Annotated in this window: 20 protein-coding genes; all 20 read right to left on the reverse strand. The window is 39.9% G+C overall.

Annotated elements, in window-relative coordinates; translation table 11 throughout:
• Positions 1 to 15: 15 nt before the first annotated feature.
• Positions 16 to 480 carry a flagellar hook assembly protein FlgD gene (gene flgD, locus PDT38_RS04020; protein ID WP_270799189.1) on the reverse strand — a complete coding sequence of 155 codons (465 nt, stop codon included), beginning with the start codon at positions 478 to 480 and terminating at the stop codon, positions 16 to 18.
• Positions 480 to 1,850 carry a flagellar hook-length control protein FliK gene (locus PDT38_RS04025; protein ID WP_270799191.1) on the reverse strand — a complete coding sequence of 457 codons (1,371 nt, stop codon included), beginning with the start codon at positions 1,848 to 1,850 and terminating at the stop codon, positions 480 to 482. Before PDT38_RS04025 ends, flgD begins: the two co-directional genes overlap by 1 nt.
• A gap of 1 nt (position 1,851) precedes the next feature.
• Positions 1,852 to 2,463 (reverse strand): MotE family protein, encoded by a 612-nt coding sequence (locus PDT38_RS04030; protein WP_270799193.1) that lies wholly within the window; start codon positions 2,461 to 2,463, stop codon positions 1,852 to 1,854.
• 9 nt (positions 2,464 to 2,472) lie between these two features.
• Complete coding sequence (gene fliJ, locus PDT38_RS04035) at positions 2,473 to 2,916, reverse strand: flagellar export protein FliJ (RefSeq protein WP_270799194.1); 444 nt, start codon at positions 2,914 to 2,916, stop codon at positions 2,473 to 2,475.
• Positions 2,917 to 2,921: 5 nt separating this feature from the next.
• Positions 2,922 to 4,235, reverse strand: coding sequence for a flagellar protein export ATPase FliI (fliI, locus tag PDT38_RS04040; protein WP_394356238.1), 1,314 nt, complete (start codon positions 4,233 to 4,235; stop codon positions 2,922 to 2,924).
• 2 nt (positions 4,236 to 4,237) lie between these two features.
• Positions 4,238 to 5,002: a flagellar assembly protein FliH gene (gene fliH / locus PDT38_RS04045; RefSeq protein ID WP_270799198.1), complete on the reverse strand. Its 765-nt coding sequence runs from the start codon at positions 5,000 to 5,002 to the stop codon at positions 4,238 to 4,240.
• The gene (gene fliG / locus PDT38_RS04050) at positions 4,986 to 6,002 is read right to left on the reverse strand and encodes a flagellar motor switch protein FliG (RefSeq protein ID WP_270799199.1); all 1,017 of its coding nucleotides are present in this window, start codon (positions 6,000 to 6,002) and stop codon (positions 4,986 to 4,988) included. The genes fliH and fliG overlap by 17 nt, the downstream gene beginning before the upstream one ends.
• Before the next feature lie 13 nt (positions 6,003 to 6,015).
• Positions 6,016 to 7,614, reverse strand: a complete 1,599-nt coding sequence (gene fliF, locus PDT38_RS04055; protein WP_270799201.1) for a flagellar basal-body MS-ring/collar protein FliF — start codon at positions 7,612 to 7,614, stop codon at positions 6,016 to 6,018.
• Positions 7,615 to 7,664: 50 nt separating this feature from the next.
• Positions 7,665 to 7,985, reverse strand: a complete 321-nt coding sequence (gene fliE, locus PDT38_RS04060) for a flagellar hook-basal body complex protein FliE (RefSeq protein ID WP_270799202.1) — start codon at positions 7,983 to 7,985, stop codon at positions 7,665 to 7,667.
• A 10-nt stretch (positions 7,986 to 7,995) separates the two neighbouring features.
• Entirely contained in the window at positions 7,996 to 8,448 is a 453-nt protein-coding gene (flgC, locus tag PDT38_RS04065; RefSeq protein WP_270799203.1) for a flagellar basal body rod protein FlgC, read from the reverse strand.
• Entirely contained in the window at positions 8,448 to 8,837 is a 390-nt protein-coding gene (gene flgB / locus PDT38_RS04070) for a flagellar basal body rod protein FlgB (RefSeq protein WP_270799204.1), read from the reverse strand. The genes flgC and flgB overlap by 1 nt, the downstream gene beginning before the upstream one ends.
• Before the next feature lie 340 nt (positions 8,838 to 9,177).
• Positions 9,178 to 9,957: a GTP-sensing pleiotropic transcriptional regulator CodY gene (gene codY, locus PDT38_RS04075; protein ID WP_270799205.1), complete on the reverse strand. Its 780-nt coding sequence runs from the start codon at positions 9,955 to 9,957 to the stop codon at positions 9,178 to 9,180.
• 38 nt (positions 9,958 to 9,995) lie between these two features.
• Positions 9,996 to 11,399, reverse strand: a complete 1,404-nt coding sequence (gene hslU, locus PDT38_RS04080) for an HslU--HslV peptidase ATPase subunit (protein ID WP_394356213.1) — start codon at positions 11,397 to 11,399, stop codon at positions 9,996 to 9,998.
• Positions 11,400 to 11,415: 16 nt separating this feature from the next.
• Positions 11,416 to 11,961, reverse strand: a complete 546-nt coding sequence (gene hslV / locus PDT38_RS04085) for an ATP-dependent protease subunit HslV (protein ID WP_270799207.1) — start codon at positions 11,959 to 11,961, stop codon at positions 11,416 to 11,418.
• Positions 11,962 to 11,974: 13 nt separating this feature from the next.
• Positions 11,975 to 12,889: a tyrosine recombinase XerC gene (gene xerC, locus PDT38_RS04090; protein WP_270799208.1), complete on the reverse strand. Its 915-nt coding sequence runs from the start codon at positions 12,887 to 12,889 to the stop codon at positions 11,975 to 11,977.
• A gap of 66 nt (positions 12,890 to 12,955) precedes the next feature.
• A complete protein-coding gene (gene trmFO, locus PDT38_RS04095; RefSeq protein ID WP_270799209.1) occupies positions 12,956 to 14,260 on the reverse strand; it encodes an FADH(2)-oxidizing methylenetetrahydrofolate--tRNA-(uracil(54)-C(5))-methyltransferase TrmFO in 1,305 nt (434 codons plus the stop codon).
• A 67-nt stretch (positions 14,261 to 14,327) separates the two neighbouring features.
• Entirely contained in the window at positions 14,328 to 16,403 is a 2,076-nt protein-coding gene (topA, locus tag PDT38_RS04100; RefSeq protein ID WP_270799210.1) for a type I DNA topoisomerase, read from the reverse strand.
• 181 nt (positions 16,404 to 16,584) lie between these two features.
• The gene (dprA, locus tag PDT38_RS04105) at positions 16,585 to 17,487 is read right to left on the reverse strand and encodes a DNA-processing protein DprA (RefSeq protein ID WP_270799212.1); all 903 of its coding nucleotides are present in this window, start codon (positions 17,485 to 17,487) and stop codon (positions 16,585 to 16,587) included.
• A 103-nt stretch (positions 17,488 to 17,590) separates the two neighbouring features.
• Positions 17,591 to 18,493, reverse strand: a complete 903-nt coding sequence (gene sucD, locus PDT38_RS04110; protein ID WP_270799214.1) for a succinate--CoA ligase subunit alpha — start codon at positions 18,491 to 18,493, stop codon at positions 17,591 to 17,593.
• Between the two features lie 20 nt (positions 18,494 to 18,513).
• A complete protein-coding gene (gene sucC, locus PDT38_RS04115; protein WP_270799215.1) occupies positions 18,514 to 19,674 on the reverse strand; it encodes an ADP-forming succinate--CoA ligase subunit beta in 1,161 nt (386 codons plus the stop codon).
• Positions 19,675 to 19,768: the final 94 nt, after the last annotated feature.

Here is a 19,768-nt window from a genome sequence, read left to right on the forward strand (position 1 = left end):
CCTAAATTTCTCTTCTTATTTCTGATCAGCTGTACTTACTGCCGTTACATCCCACGGATTCACTTTTGTTCCATCATCAAGAACGAGCAAGTAGTGACCATCTGAACTTTTTACTGATTTGACAAGTGCGGTTTTTTCGCTATGATCATCAGCTGAGTAAGTGACTTGTTTACCAATCCAACCAACATACATTGACATTGGATCTTGTAGACCAACAAAGGTCGACATCGTTTTATTTAAATTTGTTAATTGTTCCATACTTGAAAAGGTCGCCATTTGTGCAATGAACTCGCGGTCTTCCATCGGTTTTAATGGATCTTGATGTTGCAATTGTTTCATTAACAATTTCAGAAAATCATCTTTTCCCAAATTAGATCCGCTCTTCTCCGTCTTTTGCTTATCTGACAAATAGTAAGACGTTGTTGAACTTGTCTGCGTACTTGGAGTTTGTGTTCTTGCACCGATCGAAGTTTCAGCCATTAACTTTCCTCCTCTGTATCCTGCAGTCGAGTCTCGATCAGTTCATCTAAAAACTCACGGAAATCTTCATTTTCCTGGTGGTGTGGCTGATCGTGTTTTGGCTGCTGTTGATTTTTTTGCTGATCTGCAAACTGACCAAACGGCTGATCACCGTTTTGATGTGATACACTAAAACGATCGATTTGCACAGACATATTTGGCAGTGCCTGTTTGAGTTGTGACAAATTATGTTCTAATAGCTCTTTTGCCGACTCAGTCGAGGCAATGATTTTGCTTGAGAACATCCCATGCTGTTTGACCAATTTAATCGTAATAAACCCGAGGTTCTCAGGATTCAAACGAATCGTAAAACTGCCTGTTGATTTACCAAACGGTGTAAACTTCATTTGTTTCCAAGAACCTAGAATTTGATCTGTTAAGTCTTTTTGCGGAGCAGCTGGCACTTCCGACGTCAACTTTAGCCCTTGAAGGAGAGTGTCTCCAGTTCGTTGTTGCTGAATCATCCCTAGGGAATGAATCGGCTCTGATTTTCTCTCCACCTGAATCTCTTTGCCTTTAAAAAGTAATGAAAATGGTGTATCTGTTACTAAAACATCCGATTTGTTGCTCATCAGGAAAGCTTTAAGCTGACTTTCAACCATTTTCCACTCTTTCTGACCTGGCTGAGAGCTGTCTTCCATCATTTGCTCAATTAAGCTTTTCAAGCTTTTCAACTCGGCATTTGACATGGACAGCAACTGTGATTGATTCGGGTCTTTCGTAAAGAGCTGACGTTTTAATTCATTTGCCAATGGTTCTGAACCTGTTTTAACCAACATCGAAAGAAACTCCGGCGCTTGTTCGTATAGTTCAGCAATTTGAGACGATTTTTGAGTCGACTGATTTTCTTGCATGATGGCAAACAACAGGTGTTGCAGCTGACTGAGCGTCGCAACGTCAGGCAGTTTCAGATCATCTGTTTCCATGTCTTCATCAGTGAGTACCTCTTCAGAATCGGCAATCGCACTGTTCGCACTCGTTTCAGTGTCAGACTCTAGCAACATTTTGATCTTGCTTAAAAGCTGATCAACCAGTGAGAGTGTTTCAGGTGTAGCACTTGAGTTTTCAAGTGCTTGAAGAGCATTCAAATTTTCTTCAGTTAAAGGATTGCTCCCCTTACCAGCAAGCCAATTTTCAAGTTCTTTTATCAGCTGATTCATTTGATTGTCTCCACCTGAATCTTCTCCACTTTTTTCACGAAAAGAAACCAAGCTGTTTTCTTTTTGAAGTACATCCTGAAAGACGGTGCCAGGGGTTGTCCCGCTTGTCTTTGTTGAAACTGTTCCCAGCGATGGTTTAGCCCCAAAAGAGATCGTGTCAAGAAGTCGCAAGCTATTCCCCCCCTTCAGGTTTTTCTTCAGGCTTCTCTTCAAGTTTTGCAAGCTTTTCTGTAAAGATAGCCGCTTTTTCAGGAGGCATTTTCGAAAGGATCTCTGCCACTTTCTTTTTGTTTAAGGCGTTTAAGATTTTTTCTGCCTCTTGCTCGTTTAGTTCACTTAAAATCTTGGCAGATTTGTTACTTGGCATACTTTGATAAATTTTAACGATTTTACTGCCCTTTTCTGCCTCTTTGGTCTTGTCTTTTTCACTATCTTGTTCTTCTGTTTTCTTTAATGAGTTGATTTGTTGTTTGAGTGTTTTAATTTCTTCATTACTCGTTTTCAAGTCACTTGTGAGCGTTTCGATCTCACTTTTTTGTTCATCAATTGTTTTTTGTAGCTTTTCCGCTTTGTTGTCTTGCTGATGAGCTGTGCTATCTTTCCCTTGATTTTGATCACTGTCTTGGACAAACTCTTTAACAACAGGGATTTTAGAAGCAACATCTTGAACCTGAATACCTAAAAGCCACATCACGACGAATCCTGCAACCCCTATGAATAGGAGGGGAGTGACAATCAACAACAAAAATTTGAGAAATTTACTAGGTTTTTTTTCTTCAGCCATTTTGTTCTCCTAATTTCCTTGTGCCATGAACTGAGTAATGGAGATATCATCCATTTCTTTCATTTCATTCGCTTTGCTTTCGGTTGTTAATTTTTCAAGCTGTTTTTCTTTCATTTTCTCGAATTTTTTTAGTTCAATATTTTTTTCAGTCAAATCGGTTTGTTTTTCATTCATTTCATTTCTTTTCATGATGACAAGCTTTTGATAATGATGAATCGTGTTTTCAAGATTTGTAACAAATTGCTGATAATGTCTCATTTCCTGAACACTCATACCAGTTTGCATTTTCATTTCTTTATTTTTCTCAAGCGTTTCTTTTTGGTTCATGCTTTCATATAATTTTTCTGCAACATTTTCAAATTCTGAAACTGAGTGCTGGTATGCAACAAATGATTGGTCTTTTTCATTTTCTTTAAGCTCTAAAAGCTTTTGAAATCTAAATGAATAAGCCATTCTTGCTATTCCCCTCTTCCTATAAGACTCTTTAGTAAAGAAATGCTGTCTTCTAGAGATGCTCCTTCATCCACTTCCTGTTTGAGAAAGCGAATCAGTTCCGGATGAATCTGTATCGCCTCATCAATTTCCCGAGAAGATCCTTTTTTGTATGCGCCGATATTGATAAGATCTTCTGAATTTTGATAGGTTGATAACAATTCTCTAAATCGGTTTGCGGCTTTTATATGATCCTTCTCAGCAATATTGCTCATGACCCTACTGATGCTTTTTAAAATATTCACCGCAGGAAATTGACCTTTATTAGCAAGATTCCGGTCTAGCACAATATGACCATCCAAAATCCCTCGTACTGTATCAGCAATTGGTTCGTTCATATCATCACCATCGACAAGAACTGTATAAAAAGCTGTAATTGAACCATTTTCATTTGTGCCTGTTCGTTCTAGAAGTCTTGGTAAAATAGCGAACACTGAAGGCGTATAACCTTTCGTTGTCGGCGGTTCTCCTGTCGCTAAACCAATTTCACGTTGAGCCATGGCAATCCTTGTCACCGAATCCATCATAAACATCACATTTTGGCCCTTATCACGAAAGTATTCGGCAATTGCTGTTGCTGTAAAAGCTGCCTTCAATCTCATTAAAGCAGGCTGATCTGATGTCGCGACAACAACAATCGTACGCCTTAGTCCCTCTTCACCAAGATCTTTTTCAATAAATTCTCTCACTTCACGGCCACGTTCACCAACAAGGGCAATGACATTTAAATCTGCCTCTGTTTCTCTTGCAATCATCCCCATCAGTGTGCTTTTTCCAACACCACTTCCAGCGAAGATACCAACGCGTTGCCCTTTTCCGACAGTTAAGAGGCTGTCAATTGATCTGACACCAACTGCCATTTTTTCTCTAATAGGAGGCCTTTGCATCGGGTTTGGCGGTGCCTGTTCAGTCGAAACTGGTGCCAAGCCTTTCGGTAGTATGCTTCCGTCAAGCGGGTTGCCAAATGCATCAACAACCTGTCCGATTAAACCCGAACCGACTTTAATTCGTAGTGACTCTCCCGTCGCTTCGACAATGCTACCAGGTGCGATGTTGGCCGCCTCAAGATAGGGCATGAGTAGAATATTTTGATCTTTAAAGCCGACGACTTCCGCTTTAATTACTTTTCCCGTATTGCCTTTCGTATAAATCTTACAAACATCTCCAATTGAACATTCTGGTCCTTTTGACTCAATCATAAGACCGACAGCTTGTTTCACTTTTCCAAAACGTTTATAAGCATCAACTGCCTCAATACATTCAAGTAGCTGCTCAAGCATCATCAGCTTTCACCCGCCGTTTCAAGTAGGGCTAACAATTTCTGTTTCAATTGCTCTAATTGAGTGTCAATACTTGCATCAATTCTCCCAAAAGCTGTTTCGATATAACAAGTACCTTTTACAGCTTTTTCATCAGCATAAATGGCGAGGTGAGTGCCATATTGAAGCAACTGTTGAAGCTCATTTTTCTGACTCCGAACCATTTCGTAGTACTCGGGATCGACATAGATCGAAATATCATCGAACTCTTTTATTTCAGATAGTACTTGTTTCACAAGCTCAATGAAAGCTTCTTTGTCATCCGGTTTTTGATGCCACACTTTTTTAGCCAAGGAAACAGCAAGTGTGATGATTTCTTCAGCCGATTGGTCAATTTTTTCTTCATAATCTTGTCTAGCTGAACTGACAATGGCATGAGCATTTTCTAAATAAGATTGGTAGGTTTTATGGGCATCAGCTTTTCCATGTTCAAAACCCGCCTCAAAACCTTCCTTTTTCGCTTGTTCCATCAAAGCTTGACGTTCTGTATCCCAGTTTGTTTTTTCTTCATCAATTTGACGCCTTATTTGCTCAAGTTCAAGGTTCGCCTTCTCAAGTAGTTGATTTGCTTCTTGCTTGGCCTGATGTAGAAGCAGTTGCGGATCAGGCTCTCCCAACACCTCTTCCTCATCTTTGGGAGTTTTCACTTCTTTTATTGAAATTGTCCGCCCTTTTACTTCTGGAATAGATGATAATCGCTGTTTAATGATGTTAGACAATGATATCATCTCCTCCACCTCTGGCGATTACAATTTCACCTGCTTCTTCAAGTCTGCGAATCACGCTAACGATTCTAGATTGAGCTTCTTCAACATCACGCAGTCGCACAGGTCCCATGAATTCCATTTCCTCTTTAAACGATTCAACCATACGTTGTGACATGTTGCCAAAGACAATATCTTTGACTTCTTCGCTTGCCACTTTTAAAGATAGAAGTAGATCTTCGTTTTCAACATCGCGGATAACTCTTTGAATCGCACGGTTATCAAGTGTAACGATATCTTCAAAGACAAACATCCGTTTCTTAATTTCGTCTGCAAGTTCAGGGTCCTGTATTTCAAGGGCATCCAGAATGGTTTTCTCTGTTCCTCTGTCAACTCCATTTAACACTTCGACAACAGCTTCAATACCGCCGGTCTGTGTGTAATCCTGAGTAAAGGTCGATGAAAGTTTCTGCTCTAAAATTTGTTCGACTTTATTTATAATTTCCGGAGAAGTTCTATCCATAACAGCTATCCGTCTTGCCACCTCAGCCTGCACTTCCTGATCAAGTTCGGACAATATCTGCCCTGATTGCACTGGATCGAGATAGGATAAGATCAAAGCAATTGTCTGCGGATGCTCATGTTGGATAAAGTTCAAAATTTGAGCCGGTTCTGCTTTTCTAGCAAAATCAAACGGTCTAACTTGTAGTGAAGATGTGAGCCGTGTAATAATATTGGCTGCTTTATCCTCACCAAGTGCCTTATCTAACACTTGCTTTGCATAATGGATTCCACCGTTTGAAATATATTCTTGAGCAAGTGCTGTTTCATGAAATTCTTGGATAATGTCATCTTTTTTCTCAGGTGAGACAGCTCTGACATTTGATATTTCAAGTGTGAGCCGTTCAATTTCTTCATCCGTTAAATGTTTATAAACATTAGCTGACACATCAAGGCCTAAGGAAATCATAAGAATGGCCGCTTTTTGTTTACCTGTAAGCTTATCTTGTTTTACTTTTGCCATTTCAAATTCCCTCCTATTCCTCAGTCAGCCAGCTACGCAGTAATTTTGCGAATTCATCAGGCTTATCTTTCGCCATTTTTTCAAGCTGCTTTCTTCTGACAGATTCTTCTGTTTCTTTTTCCTGATTAACATCAGATACTCTGATCGGTTCTTGAGGTGTCTCAAACCATTCATCTTCTTGTACATCTTCTGTCTTACGTCGTTTGACAAGCCAGATGATCAAACCGGCAAGTGCAACTAGCACCACACCACCTGTGATATAAGCCCAAAGTGGAATACCACCTGTTTCTGCTTCTTCATCAATGGCCTGTTTTCCATCAAATGGTGAAACTGAGACAACAATTTTGCCTTCGACTTCTTCATCAGTTAAAGGTTTTTCCTCATACTTCTTATCTATTGATGTTTTCACAATGGTTGAGAGGATTTTCTTAATATCTTCTACCCTCTCAGCTGGGAGTGATTGAGGGTCATTCGCTTTCGGCGGCTCCACCATGACCTGTACACCTAAATCTCTGATTTTATAAGGACTTTCGGCAATTTCTTTGTGGATTCTGTTGACTTCAGTATTAATGCGTTCTTCACTTTTTTCGTAGTCTCCGCTTCCTTCACCTTTACCTGCTTCCGCGTAGTTTGTCACATCATTTTCGCCTGTTCCATTGACACCTCCAGCTTGCGCGCCTTCACCAGCATATGTTTCATTGACTCGTTCAGCACTCACTGTGATGCCTTCCATGTTTTCTTTATCGACAGGCTCAACAAGATCTTCTTTTCTGTTTTCTTTTGTGAAATCGATATCAGATGTGACAGACACAACCACCTTATTTTGTCCCATCATTGTGCCCAGCATCTGTTGAATTTGTCTTTGGAGATCCTTCTCAATTTGAGCTTTGACTTCTCGTTGGGAAGAGTAGCTGTCTGCATAAGATCCGGACTCTTTGCCAGTTAGATCGTAATACGTAGAATTTTGATCCATGATCACGATGTTTTTCTCATCAAGATTTGGAACACTTTTAGAAACAAGATGATAAAGACCATTCACTTCACTTTGATCAAGCGTATAGCCAGGCTTTATTTGCAAGACAATCGAAGCTGATGCTTGCGGCTTCTCTTCTCCAATAAAGACGGAATCCTTTGGAAGGTTGATCATGACTTTGGAATCTTTAATACCTTCCATCCCTTTAATCAGATTTGAAAGTTCAGTTTGTGTTGCTTTTACTTTTAAAACATCAAACTCGTTATCTGTCATACCAAATCCAGCATTCTCACCAAAAAACGAATAATCGATACTTCCGCTTTTCGGAAGACCTTCTGCTGCCAAATCAACCTTTAAGCTATTAACTTGTTCCTCAGGAACTTTAATGACAGATCCATCTGTGTCAATTTCTGATGAAATTCCTTTTTCATCAAGAACTTGCTTGATTTTACCAGTTTCTTCTGCTGTCAAATCTTTATAGAGCGGAACCATCTTTTCAGATGAGGCCAAAACACCAATGACGATAGACAGTATCACCACAGTGACAACACCGCTGATCATTAGGATTTTTTGCAGTTTTGATCGATTCTTCCAAAAATCGGTTACCTTAGTTTTTATTTGCGTTAAAATACGATTCATCTTACTCCCCCGGTATATACACTAATTCTCTTCGATTTTCTACTCCTTTCTTACACTTGCATTCTCATGATTTCTTGATAGGCTTCAACTGCTTTGTTACGAAACTCTATTGCAGCAGTTAATGATACATTAGCCTTCTGAGCCGCAATCATGACTTCATCTAGATTGACATTCTGTCCAAGAGCCAATGCGTTTGTCAGCTTATCAGATTGGTTTTGAGAATGATTCAAAGCATTGATAGAGTTTTTTAACATATTTGAAAAGCTGACCTGGTTTTCAGAGCCTGCTTGTTTGTTACTGATTGGTTTTGTCAATTCTGTACCTGCCGCTTGTGCAGATTGAGTTTGAAACGGAGAGATTGCATTGATCATCATTTCTCACCTACTTTCCAATTTCTAATGCTTTCATGAGCATTCCTTTTGTTGCGTTCATTGCTGTGACATTGGCCTCGTAAGATCTTGTGCTACTCATTAAATCGACCATTTCCTTGAGAGGATCGACATTTGGCATTTGCACATAACCTTCCTGATTTGCATCAGGATGTGTCGGATCATAAACGAGTTTAAATGGTGTTTGATCTTCACTAATTTTTGTCACTTTTACACCTTCTCCAACTCTTGATGATCCATTCATCGATGAATGAAGTACAGATGAAAAGGATTCGCCTTTTGGAGCAGTTGAGACAAGCTTTCTCCGATAAGGTTGCCATTCACCATTTACTCTTTTAGCTCTCGTCGTATCCATGTTTGCAAGGTTAGATGAGACTGTGTCCATTCGAACCCGTTGCGCAGTCAGAGCTGAAGCTGAAATATTAATGCCGTTAAACATGCCCATTATTTACCTCCCGTAAGTGCAGTCCTTAATGAGTTAAATTTCCCACTAATTCTTTCAACTAACGCTTGATATTGAATTTGATTCTTCGCCATTTCACTCATTTCCCGATCGATATCGACATTGTTTCCATTTTCTTGATAAGACGTATTTTTACTTGATACAACTGAATAATTAGACTGATTACCTTTAAAGTCAATGTGTCTATAGTCTGTTTTTATAGCATTCAGCCGAGAGGATTCTTCATTTAGCACATTTTTAAATGATACTTCTTTCGCCTTGTAGTTCGGTGTATCTACATTGGCAATATTATTGGATATGACTTTTTGCTTAATGTTTGCTTGCCGCAAGGATCCTTCCAGTGTTTTGATCGTGCCAGCAAATATATCCAACACCAATTACCTCCAATCTTTTTCCAACTCTCTAAGAATCTTGTCGAGATTTGTAAAATCCATAAGACCATTGTATGAAAAAATAGGCTTAAAGTCCATGATATTTGAATAAAAAAAACTCGTAATATATATCTATTTTATAAATAGTACTTTAGTCCTAGATTATAAGAACTATGTAGTGTTACAGTTGTTACATTTAGATGTTATTATATTTATATAGTATTATTATGGTTATTTAACCACTATTTAATCATTTTTTCAGCATTATAATTATTATTATATAATTTTAGTGGTGAAATAAAAAAAAGCCGCATGTTTTGCGGCTTTTCTGCTTTTTCTTTTAATGAGACTTTAGTTTTTCTAATTCAAACAAAAATTTATTATTTAAAACTTTAATATATGTGCCTTTCATCCCTAAAGACCTAGATTCTATTACCCCTGCACTTTCAAGTTTGCGCAATGCATTCACAATAACCGAACGTGTAATCCCAACTCGATCAGCAATTTTGCTCGCAACAAGTAGCCCTTCGTTTCCATCAAGTTCCTCAAAAATATGCTCAATTGCTTCAAGTTCACTGTATGACAATGAACTTATCGCCATTTGAACAACTGCCTTACTGCGGGCTTCTTCTTCTATTTCCTCTGCTTTTTCCCTCAGAATCTCCATTCCGACAACTGTAGCTCCATATTCAGCAAGGATTAGATCATCATCTTCAAATTTTGCCTGAAGACGGGAAAGAATTAAAGTACCTAGTCTTTCTCCTCCACCTACAATTGGGACGATTGTCGTCAGCCCAGCTTGGAATAGATCGCTATTTTCGATAGGAAAAGCAGTGTATTCACTGTTAATATCCAAGTTAGATGATGTTTCTCGAATATTGAACAGGCTTTTCGTATAATCTTCAGGAAACTGACGTTCCTCTAGCATTTTTTTCATCCGATCATTTTCAATTTGCTGATTAATAGAGAAACCGAGAAGTTTTCCTCTTCGACTCACAACGAAAATGTTAGAATCAATCACATCGCGAAGCGTTTCCGCCATTTCTTTAAAATTAACCGGTTTCCCTGCCGCATTTTGCAGCATTGCATTAATCTTTCTTGTTTTTTGTAATAAAGCCATAATTAATGATCCTCCTAAAGTTACTCATATTGAATGGTTTATAAAATAAACTGACTTAAGTCTTTATTTTTAGCAATTGAACCTAATTTTTCTTCCACATACTGTGGTGTAACGACAACGTTTTCCATCGTCACATCAGGAGCCTCAAATGATAATTCTTCCAACAGCCGTTCCAAAATGGTGTGAAGTCGTCTTGCTCCAATATTATCTGTGTCTTGATTGACATGATAAGCGACCTCTGCAATCTTACGAATAGCATCGTCAGAAAATTCAAGAGATATACCCTCAGTCTTTAACAAAGCCTTGTATTGTTTGAGCAGTGCATTACTTGGTTCAATTAAGATTTTCACAAAGTCATCGATGCTCAGTTTTTTCAATTCTACCCGAATCGGAAAACGCCCCTGTAGCTCAGGGATTAAATCGCTTGGTTTTGCCATATGAAAGGCACCCGCTGCAATAAATAGTACATGATCTGTTTTCACAGCCCCGTATTTTGTCATCACGGTTGAGCCTTCTACAATCGGTAAAATATCGCGTTGCACACCCTCTCTAGATACGTCAGCTGAAGAAGATGCCCCACTTTTTTTGGCGATTTTATCAATTTCATCGATGAAAATAATCCCTGATTGCTCTGCTCTCAAGACAGCTTCCTGTGCTACTTCATCCATATCGATAAGCTTTGCCGCCTCTTCATTTGTCAGCACTTTTCGCGCTTCTTTCACCATTAGTTTACGACGCTTTTTCTTTTTCGGCATCAAATTGCTGAGCGCGTCCTGCATATTCATCCCCATCTGTTCCATTCCTGAACCTTGAAGCATATCAAACATCGATGGTTGCTGCTCTTCAACTTCGACTGTGACATAATGGTCTTCAAGTTCACCGAGAGCAAGCTGATGCTCAATCTGCTTCCGTTTCGTTTGGATATCAGATTCTTCTTTTGTATCATGATCGTCCTGCTGTTGATCCTGATTTCCTCCAAACAACATTTCAAAAGGATTTTTGCTACCTGCCTGCTTTTTTCTTCCTGGAACAAGCAATTTCACAAGGCGTTTATTTGCAGTTTCTTCGGCAATCACTTTTACTTCACTCATTTTTTCTTCTTTGACGAGACGGACAGATGTTTCCACAAGATCTCGAACCATGGATTCTACATCTCTACCAACATAGCCAACCTCTGTAAATTTTGTCGCTTCGATTTTGACAAACGGCGCACCGACAATCTTTGCGATTCGCCTAGCAATTTCTGTTTTACCAACGCCTGTCGGTCCCATCATCAATATATTTTTCGGAACGATTTCTTCACGTAACTTTTCATCAAGAAGACTTCTTCTATAGCGGTTTCTTAAAGCGACGGCCACCGCTTTTTTTGCATCGACCTGGCCGATGATATACTGGTCAAGCCGATCAACAATCTCTCTCGGAGTTAGCGGCTTTTTTTCCATATGCCTCAAATCCTTTCTATTCAAGTTCTTCTACAATGATTTGATCGTTCGTGTACACACAAATTTCGCCAGCAGTTTCAAGTGAAGCTCTTGCAATTTCTTTCGCCTCAAGCTGGCCACCAGTATATCGTTTGAGAGCCCTTCCAGCAGCAAGGGCATAGTTCCCTCCAGAACCAATTGCCAATATACCGTCATCCGGTTCAATCACTTCACCGGTTCCCGAAACGAGCAAAAGACTATCTGTATTCATGACAATTAGCATCGCTTCAAGTTTCCTGAGAATTTTGTCGCTACGCCACTCTTTTGCAAGTTCAACAGCCGCTCTCTGCAGATTGCCATTGTACTCTTCAAGTTTTGCTTCAAACATTTCAAAAAGTGTGAAAGCATCTGCGACAGAACCGGCAAAACCAGCGAGTACCTTTCCATTAAATAGCTTTCTCACCTTTCTTGCCGTATGCTTCATCACAACAGCCTGCCCGAATGTAACTTGGCCGTCTCCCGCCATCGCACACTTTCCGTTATGCTGAATGGCGAATATTGTTGTCGCATGAAAAGATGACATAAAAGAGCCTCCTTTATTTCCCTTTATGAGCCCGAGGATGGTGAGACATGTACGTTTTCCTGAGCATGTCTTTAGATACATGTGTATACACTTGAGTTGAAGAAAGATTTGAATGCCCAAGCAATTCCTGAACGCTCCGCAAATCAGCTCCCTTATTTAATAAATGGGTGGCAAATGTATGACGAAGCATATGAGGGTGTATATGTAATGTCCCCGAAGCACTTCTTACAATTTCATCCAAAATATATCGAACTCCCCTTTGAGTCAGGGGCCCACCTCTTTGATTTAAAAACACAAAAGAACTAGGCTCCTTTGCTTTCGCCAGAAGGATATGTCTACCATTTTGAAAATATAGATCCAAAGACTCGTGTGCAAAGGAACCAAATGGAATATATCTTTGCTTCTTTCCTTTTCCATGAACTAATACCGTATCAAAACTTAAATCTACATCAGTTTCGGTTAATCCGCAAAGTTCACTTACCCGCATACCAGTGGCATAAAGAAGCTCTAGTAGCGCTTGATTTCGTTGTCCTTGCGGGGTATCAAGATCTGAAATTGCAAATAATTCTTCAAGCTCTCTTTCATACAAAAACTTCGGAATTCGTTTATCTTGTTTTGGAAGACTGACGACGGAAAAGGGGTTATCTTTTACTAATTTTTCCCTCACCAAAAACTTATAAAAGCTTCGCAATGCTGAGATTTTTTTGCTGATCGTTCTGCGTGTAAGCCCTTTTTCATGAACCTCCGTCAAATAAATCCTCACATCCGGATAAGTCACGTCTTGAAAGCCCTTTATTCCTTGAATTTTTAAAAAGCGTTCAAACTCTTCAATAGATGAAATGTAACCCACAATTGTATATTTTGAATAACTCTTTTCTATTTGTAAATATTCAATGAATAAAGTTAAAAAATTCTTAACATTTTCCATGACTCCACCTCTTTGAAAAGGGCTTTTAAATATTATCACATAACAAGTTGTTATGGCAATGAATATCTATAATGTTTTCGAAATATTTCGAATAGTATCTAATGCACGTAATGCATATTGTTCATTACGCTCCTGCTTATTTTTAATTTTAACGTTAAGTTCTTTAAAGAGCCCAAAATTTGCATTCATCGGTTGGAAGTTTTTCTGGTTTGTTTCCGTAATATAATGAGCCATGCTACCAATCGCCGTTTCATTAGAAAAGATGATGGGTTCCTTGCCTAATATAAGGCGGGCAGCATTAATACCAGCCACAAGTCCCGATGCCGCTGATTCTACATAACCTTCAACACCTGTCATTTGTCCAGCAAAAAAGAGATCATCCCTTTTTTTAAACTGGTAGGTTGCTTTTAAAAGACTTGGCGAGTTAATGAATGTATTTCTATGCATAACACCGTAACGAACAATTTCAGCCTGTTCCAAGCCTGGAATAAGTCGAAGCACCTCTTTTTGATCACCCCATTTGAGATGAGTCTGAAAACCGACAATATTATAGAGAGTACCAGCAGCATCATCTTGTCTAAGCTGAACAACAGCATATGGGCGTTTCCCTGTTTTTGGGTCTTCAAGCCCAACAGGTTTCATAGGCCCGAAAAGCATCGTTTTTTTGCCTCGTTTGGCCATGACTTCGATCGGCATACAGCCTTCAAAGAAAATCTCTTTTTCAAATTCTTTTAGTGGCACGGTCTCCGCAGATATGAGCGCTTCATAGAAACGGTCAAACTCTGCTTCTGTCATGGGGCAATTTAAATACGCAGCTTCCCCTTTATCATAACGGGATTTCAAATAGACTTTATCCATGTCAAGGCTGTCTTTTTCAACGATCGGTGCAGCAGCGTCATAAAAGTATAAATAATCTTCACCTGTTAACTGCTGCAATTGCTCAGAAAGTACCTTAGAAGTAAGCGGGCCAGTGGCAATAATCGTCGGTCCCTCCGGTATTTCCTGCACTTCTTCGTTTATGACTGTGACATTTGGATGTTGCTTCACTTTTTCGGTTACATGTGCGGCGAATTCATGTCGATCAACAGCAAGTGCTCCTCCCGCTGGCACAGAACAGTGATCAGCGGCAGCAATGATGACTGAATCTAGTAATCGCATTTCTTCCTTTAATACACCTACAGCATTCGTTAAAGTGTTGGCGCGAAGTGAGTTGCTACAAACAAGTTCTGCAAATTTGTCTGTATGGTGTGCCGGTGTTTGTTTAACAGGTCTCATTTCATATAGTCGGACATGGATACCTCGTTTGGCAAGTTGCCACGCCGCTTCACTTCCAGCTAGGCCGGCCCCAATAACATTGATCGTTTGATTCATATTGATATCTCTCCTTATTCGTGTTCTTTTCACACAACAAAGAAGGTGAGCAAAGCTCTGCTCACCGCTACTTTTGTTGTTCTTCCTTATAATCACAGTTCACACATTGTACTTGAACGCCTTTTTTCAGCTTTTTCTCGACGAGCATGTCCTCACATTTTGGACATTTTCGCTCAAGAGGTTTATCCCAAGATACGAATTCACACTCAGGATAGCGGTCACAGCCGTAAAAGATGCGGCGTTTTTTCGATTTGCGCTCAACGATATTTCCAGTTTTGCATGATGGACATTTAACACCAATCTCTTTTACAATCGGTTTTGTATTACGGCAGTCCGGAAAATTGGAGCAAGCCATAAATTTCCCGTATCGTCCCAGCTTATATACCATTGGGTGGCCGCACTCTTCACAATCGACACCTGCATATTCAGGTTCGATTTCAACTTCTTTCATCTCAGCTTCTGCCTTTTCAACACGCTTCTTAAAATCATTGTAAAAGGAATCAATAATTTGGATCCACTGAATGTTTCCATCTTCAACATCATCAAGTTCTTTTTCCATTTTCGCGGTAAATTCAACATTGATGATTTCAGGGAAAAACTCCATCATCGCTTCAAGTACAATTCCCCCGAGTTCAGTCGGAACAAACCGTTTATTATCAAGCGTCACATACCCGCGCTTTTGAATGGTGTCCAATGTAGGCGCATAAGTAGACGGGCGTCCAATTCCCAACTCTTCAAGCGTTTTGACGAGTCTGGCTTCCGTATAACGCGGAGGCGGCTGTGTAAAATGCTGAGCAGGTTCAATATCTTTTGCAAGAACTGTATCGCCTTCAACTAAATCGGGAAGCATTTTATTTTTTTCTTCTGCTTGATCATCTTTGCCTTCAACATAAACTTTCATAAAACCGGAAAACTTCACTTTACTTCCGGTTGCCCGAAACGTCATGCCGTTGTTTTCAAGATCAACACTCATCGTGTCTAATATAGCTGATGCCATTTGACTAGCGACAAACCGTTCCCAAATGAGTTTGTAAAGCCTAAGTTGATCTCTCCCCAATACAGCCTTAAGCTCTGAAGGTTTTCTGAGCACAGATGTTGGTCGAATCGCTTCATGGGCGTCCTGTGCATTTTCATTCTTTTTTGCAGGTTTTCGTTTGTTTCCTAAAAACTCTTTACCATATTGCTGGTCGATAAAAGAAGATGCTTCTTCTTGGGCTGTGTTGGAAATTCGGGTTGAATCCGTTCTCATATAAGTGATTAACCCAACGGTTCCTTCTTTGCCAAGATCGATTCCTTCATACAATTGCTGGGCGATCATCATCGTTTTCTTTGCCCGGAAATTTAATTTTCGCGCAGCTTCCTGTTGAAGTGTTGAAGTCGTAAACGGAAGAGCCGGGTTTCGTTTACGTTCTTTTTTTGTTACCTTTTGTATGTCAAATTGGTTGCCTTTGATCTGTGAAAGGATTTGTTTAACATCATCTTCACTTTTAAGCGGATGCTTTTCACCGCGAATCCCAAAAAAGCTGGCTTCAAAGGTTTCCTTTCCTTTTAGGAAAGAACCTTCAATCGTCCAGTATTCTTCCGGTTTGAATTCGTTTATTTCTTTTTCACGATCAATAATGAGACGCAATGCGACAGATTGAACTCGACCGGCACTTAAGCCCTTTTTAACCTTTTTCCATAAAATTGGACTGATTTTATAGCCGACTAGACGATCAAGAACTCTTCTCGCTTGCTGAGCATCGACAAGATCCATATTAATCATACGTGGGTGCTTAAATGAGTCTTTAATTGCATCTTTTGTAATTTCGTTAAAAACAACACGACAGTCTGAATGTAAGTCCAAATCAAGACTGTGAGCAAGGTGCCATGCAATAGCTTCCCCTTCTCTGTCGGGGTCAGCTGCAAGATAAACTTTTTTTGCTTTTTTGGCAGCTGTTTTTAGTTCTTTCAGGACAGGCCCTTTCCCTCGAATCGTAATATATCTTGGTTCAAAGTTCTGCTCGAAGTCAACTCCCATTTGGCTTTTTGGCAGATCTCTGACATGCCCCATTGACGCTTTAACTTTGTATTTTTTTCCTAAGTATCGCTCAATCGTTTTTGCCTTAGCAGGCGATTCCACGATAACTAAGTATTCGGACATCACATTATCCCCCTCAAGAGGTGTTCTCTCTCTTTTCAATTTAGCCTTTTTATGATATTCAACATCATCATTGATTTCATTTAAATTTAACCATTCTTTATGATAAACGCCAATTCGCTCGTTTAAACTTGAAATCCTCACTATTATTAAATATTCGAATGCGATTTGTCAAACGATATTTTTAAAGAAGTTCCAAATTTTGAGTATGAAAAGAAGGAAGTTCACTAATTATATCATCAATCCCAGTGACTAGTTTAGCCCCTTCTTGAATAAGCTTCGCTGGTCCCAATGAATTTTGTTCAAAGATTGAACCTGGTACTGCAAAAACTTCTCTTCCTTGTTCAAGTGCTTGATATGCTGTAATAAGTGATCCGCTTTTTTCCTTACCTTGAATCACAACAATTCCTTCAGTTAATCCGCTTATCAGTCGATTTCGCAACGGAAAATGCCATTTTTGAGGTTTTACATGCGGCGGGTGCTCTGACACCAGAAGATGGTTTCTTGCCATCTGTTCGGCAAGCTGGCGGTTTTCACGGGGATAAAAGTGGTTGAATCCTCCTGCAATGACTCCAATTGTGCTACCTTTTGCACGAATACTTTCTCGATGGGCATGACCATCAATCCCTTTTGCCACTCCACTAACAATCGACCAATTTTTTTTACTAAGTTCCCTCACAAGATAAGTTGTAACCATTTCGCCATATGAAGAAGGATGACGTGTTCCAACAACTCCGATCCGTCTTTTTTCATAAAAAAGAGTCTTCTTTCCTTTTATAAATAATACAGGGGGTGGATCGTGAATCATTTTCAGACAGTCTGGATAATCAGGGGACGAGATTGCGATCAAGTTCACCCCGTTTTCACGATAATACTGGTAAAGATCTTTTATTGTAGAGAGTCCATTATGGGTCAGCTTTCTGATAGAATATAAGTTTATTTTTTTTGCCGTAAGTTCTGTTAAAGGATGGTTTTTTTCGTCTGTAAGTGATAAAGAAGGATCTTTTTTCCACCATTTATACAAAAGCGAAGGTGACAAAGCACCATTTAAGCGAAGGAAGATCAAAAGGTCGCTACTATCATTCATTCAAAAACCTCCATCATTTTTCTAGCATGCCATTCAAAAGAACTAGTTTCAAAGATTTAAAAAGCAGGAATAGATCATTTAGACTATTCCTGCTTTATGTTTATCAATGTGTCTTACATAGCTCGTAAAGGCCTTTTTCTTTTAGTACTTGAATCAATGTTTCTCCCATTACTGAAGGAGTTTCTGCAACTTCGATTCCGCAGGTATTCATCGTTTTAATTTTTTCATCAGCTGTGCCTTTTCCTCCAGAAATAATCGCACCGGCATGCCCCATCCGTTTTCCCGGAGGAGCTGTTTTTCCGCCGATAAAACCGACGACAGGTTTATTCATATGAGCTTTCACCCATTCGGCCGCTTCTTCTTCTGCTGTACCACCAATTTCTCCGATCATAATGACAGCATGTGTATCAGGATCTTCTTGAAAGGCTTTTAAGACGTCGATAAAATTCGTCCCGTTTACCGGGTCTCCACCGATACCAACAGCTGTTGATTGACCAACTCCTGCTTCTGAAAGCTGATGCACAGCTTCATATGTAAGGGTACCAGACCGCGAGACAACCCCTACATGCCCCTTCTTATGAATATAGCCCGGCATAATTCCGATTTTACATTCTTCAGGTGTAATCACTCCTGGACAGTTCGGTCCAATCAATCTCGTTTTTTTACCTTCCATGTATCTTTTTACTTTTACCATGTCAAGCACTGGTATATGCTCAGTGATACAGACGGTAAGTTCGAGTTCCGCATCAACAGCTTCCATAATCGCATCAGCCGCGAATGCTGCCGGCACATAAATAACAGAAGCAGTTGCTCCAGTTTCTTTGACAGCTTCTTCAACTGTGTTGAATACAGGTACCCCTTCAACTTCTGTTCCACCTTTTTTAGGTGTTACGCCGCCGACAATCTTTGTGCCGTATTCTAGCATCTGCTTTGTATGAAATAGTGCCGTCGAACCTGTAATCCCTTGAACAATGACTTTTGTATCTTTATTGATAAATACACTCATTTTTTACTCCCCTGCCTTTCTTACTTCACTAAGGATACAATTTTCTGTGCGCCGTCAGCCATTGATTCAGCAGACGTGATATTAAGTCCTGATTCATGAAGGATTTTTTTGCCGAGATCTACATTTGTTCCTTCCAAGCGTACGACAAGAGGTAAAGTTAATCCAACTTGTTTTGTTGCCTCGACAACCCCTAGAGCGATGACATCGCATTTCATGATACCGCCAAAAATGTTGACAAAGATTCCTTGCACATTTTGGTCAGACAGAATAATTTTGAAAGCTTCCGTCACTTTTTCAGCCGTTGCACCACCACCGACGTCAAGAAAGTTTGCCGGTTCTCCCCCGTAATGTTTTATAATATCCATTGTCGACATCGCAAGCCCTGCACCGTTTACCATGCAACCGATATTACCATCGAGTGAAATATAACTTAAATCATATTTGGATGCCTCGATCTCCTTCGGATCTTCTTCATCAAGATCCCTGTATGCCAAGATATCTTTTTGTCTATATAATGCATTACTATCAAAGTTGAGCTTGGCATCAAGCGCCATGACTTTCCCATCGCCTGTCACGACAAGTGGGTTAATTTCGGCAATCGAACAATCTTTTTCAACAAATGCCCTGTACAGCCCCATCATGAATTGAACAGCTTGGCCGACCAGTTCATTTGGAATATGAATAGCGAAAGCGACTTTTCTCGCTTGATAGCTTTGCAGTCCAACCGCTGGATCAATCACAACTTTAACGATTTTTTCCGGCGTTTTTGCGGCGACTTCTTCAATTTCTGTCCCACCTTCTTCAGAAGCCATCAGTACGATTCGTGACGCCGCTCTATCAAGAACAAGCCCAACATAGTACTCCTTTTTAATATCGCAGCCTTCTTCAATAAGTAAGCGTTTTATTATTTGGCCGTCAGCGCCTGTTTGGTGAGTGACAAGCGTTTTCCCCAACAATTCTTCCGCATACGTTCTCACTTCATCTTTTAATTTTGCAATTTTTACCCCTCCTGCTTTACCGCGCCCGCCTGCGTGAATTTGTGCTTTCACGACATAAATCGGGCCTGACAATGCCTCTGCTGCTTTTACCGCTTCATCTGCTGTAAATGCCACTTTACCTTCCGGAACGGTCACCCCATACTGCTTGAGGACCTCTTTCCCTTGGCACTCATGGATATTCATTTCCCATCCTCCTAACTTATGTAGCAAAAATAATAATAGACTGCGCTTTCATTTTATATAATCATAGAAAGATTGTCCAGAATTCGCTACAAAA

This window comes from Bacillus changyiensis (genome assembly GCF_027706145.1).
GTDB classification, from domain to species: domain Bacteria; phylum Bacillota; class Bacilli; order Bacillales; family Bacillaceae; genus Bacillus; species Bacillus changyiensis.